3 protein-coding genes are annotated in these 2661 nt (G+C 69.6%); 2 read left to right on the forward strand and 1 reads right to left on the reverse strand.

What is annotated here, in order from left to right; genetic code table 11:
* Nucleotides 1–181: 181 nt before the first annotated feature.
* Entirely contained in the window at nucleotides 182–1207 is a 1026-nt protein-coding gene (locus VXC91_RS44435; protein WP_329513021.1) for a lytic transglycosylase domain-containing protein, read from the reverse strand.
* 307 nt (nucleotides 1208–1514) lie between these two features.
* Between VXC91_RS44435 and VXC91_RS44440 the strand changes: the two genes are divergently transcribed.
* Entirely contained in the window at nucleotides 1515–1799 is a 285-nt protein-coding gene (locus tag VXC91_RS44440) for a hypothetical protein (protein ID WP_329513022.1), read from the forward strand.
* A gap of 531 nt (nucleotides 1800–2330) precedes the next feature.
* On the forward strand, nucleotides 2331–2639 hold the full coding sequence (locus VXC91_RS44445) for a hypothetical protein (RefSeq protein ID WP_329513023.1): 309 nt from the start codon (nucleotides 2331–2333) through the stop codon (nucleotides 2637–2639).
* Nucleotides 2640–2661: the final 22 nt, after the last annotated feature.

Here is a 2661-nt window from a genome sequence, read left to right on the forward strand (position 1 = left end):
CAGCTGCTCGCGGTGGCTCCACATGCGCTGCCAACGCTCGTCGGCGGCCGCTGTGTCCGCAGGCGTGTCCGTCGCCATGAGGGCCCCTCCGCACTCACCCGGCGGTTCTGTGCTTCCGGCGGGTATCGCGACATTACCGCCGAGTAGCGGCAGTTGTGGAGGGGGCGACGCCCATTGTGTTCTAGTTGCCGTTGGTCAGCGGCCCCGCGTCGGGTAGCACACCGCCGCCGGGCAGCGTGAGGGTCGGTTCGGGGACGGGAACCAGCGGCGGCCCGGACTCCTTCGGGACGCCGGCCTTGGGGGACGGGCTGGGGGAGGGTGAGCTGGGCGGCGTCGACGGCATGCGCGAAGGCCCAGGGCCCGGCTTCCGATCGTCCGACGGCTTCGGCCTCCTCGGGCGGGACGGCTTCGGCCTGTCCGACCGGGATCCGTCGGACGCGTCCGGCACGACGCGGCGTCCGGTCAGGTAGTACGCGTACCACGCCTTGACGGTGCCCAGATAGGCGTCCGAGTGGTTGTAGCCCAAGATCGCCCGGTCCAGGTCGGCGGGGTTCGACAGGTCACGGCCGCCCGCGCACAGGTAGCGGCCGGCGGCAAGCGCCGCGTCGTAGACGTTGTTCGGGTCCGTCCGTCCGTCGCCGTTGCCGTCCGCTCCCCAGCGGGCCCAGGTGGACGGGATGAACTGCATCGGGCCGACCGCGCGGTCGTACACCGTGTCCCCGTCGTATGCGCCGCCGTCGCTGTCTGCCACGACGGCGAAGGCGCCGCCGGTCAGCCGTGGGCCGAGGATGGGCGTCACGGTCGTACCGTCCCGGGTCACCCGGCCGCCCCGTGCCTGCCCGGACTCCACCTGCCCGATCGCGGCCAGCAGCTGCCAGCGCAGCCGGCAGCGTGGCGCGCTGCGCGCCAACTCCTCCTCGGCACGCCGGTACGCGGCGAACACGCTCGCGGGCAGGGCACCGCCGCCCGTCACTGCCTGTGCTGAGCCCTTCCTCCACGTCCGCAGCGGGGGAAGACCGGTGCGGTACGGGGTGTCGCCAGACACGCTAAGGCCATGCCCGGCGAGTGCCGCCCCCCGCGCGGGCTCCGCGGCCACGGCCGAGACCGTCCTCGGCGCCTGCGACGCGCTCAGCACGGCCATCGCCGCCGCCGCGATCGCCGTACCCCTGGCACCCCTCAGTGCCCCCTTGAGTGCACGCGCTGTCACTGTGCAGTCCCCTCCGTGGGTGAATCCGTCATCTGCTCTACGCGGCCGGAGGGCAGGTCCGTCGCCCGGAACCGGGGGGATCGGGCGGGCGCGTCTTCGGGAGCGGGGTACGCATGCGTGTCCGTCAAGGTCTCACCAAGTGGTGGAGCGCCACGGTGATGGCACTTTTTCCTCGGAAAGGTGATCGGTGTTAGCCAGGCGGGAGCACTCGTTCACGGCGGAGTGCGGGTCCCGAGGTACCAGGAACGCGGACGCCGCGTGTGCCGGCGGTGGCCGTGCGGGAGGGGGTGATGCCTTCGGTGGGCTCGTGGTCGGTGGGCTCGGAGCCGCCGGTGGCTCACAGTTGGATGCTGCCGTCGCCGAGGCGCATGCCGATCTGGCGGTCGTGGGGGCCGTCGAGGCGCGCGCCGACTGGGAGGCCCCGCCAAGACTTGGAAGCGCACCGGCCTCATGTTCACGGCTGCAGGACCTGCGGCACTGCGCCGCGCCCCTGTCTCTGGCCGTCGGCCTGCACATGAAGGCAGTCCAGACTTCGCTGGGGCACTTCCCCTACTCGCTGACCGCCGACACGTGCACCTCGGTACTGCCGTAGTTCGAGGAAGCTCAGACCGAGGCCCCCTTGCCTTGTTTCCGCGCAGGTCCCCCGGCGTGGCGGGACGTCGCCCAGGAACCGGAGGAGAGGCCCGCCGTTCCCACGGAGACGGCAGGTCTGCCTGACAGCGCGTTCCCCTCCGTTCCCATGGAACGTCAAAATGCCCCTCGGGGCGGCTACTCCCAGAGGCATTTCTGATGCTCCGATGCAGGTCGGAGCGTCAATGCGTTGTGCCCCCGGCAGGATTCGAACCTGCGACACCCGCTTTTAGGAGAGGCGCTATAACCTTCCCTGCCAGTGATGATCTTCCCTGGGATTCACCGGTCCTGCTGTTCGGCGAGGTGTGGCCTTCCGTCCCCGCCTGATCGTTCCCTGCCTTTACATGGCCTTCCATTCCCCTGAGGGCCCCACGAGCCTGTGGGAACGAGGGCGGGGGAGTCGGCCGAGGTCAGCTGCGGTCGTCGAAGCGGTGAGCAACGCAGACCCTATGAAGGACCCAGTTGCGGGCAGGCGGGGAATGTGCCATGTGAGGTGGATGAGCTTGTCGCGCAGGTCCGGCATGCTCTGAACCAGGCGGGATTTGAGGTGGTCGGCGGAGCGGATCGTCGGATGACCGGTCTCCAGGTCAGTGAGACCCCTCCCGGGGTGCTGGTCGCCTGGGCGACGTCTGACGGATTCACTGCGCTGGCCGCTGACCGGCCTGGCCATGATTCCAGGGACGGCATGCGGGTTGCAGTGCAAGCTGCCGTCTCCGCTTTGATGATCTCCCTGGGATATACGGTCATGGGAACGCCCAACGGCGACATCATCGTCCCGGTGAAAGACGGCGATGCCGGCTAGAAGATCACTGAAAATCTTTGGT

Source organism: Streptomyces chiangmaiensis, assembly GCF_036281785.1.
GTDB classification, from domain to species: Bacteria; Actinomycetota; Actinomycetes; order Streptomycetales; family Streptomycetaceae; genus Streptomyces; species Streptomyces chiangmaiensis.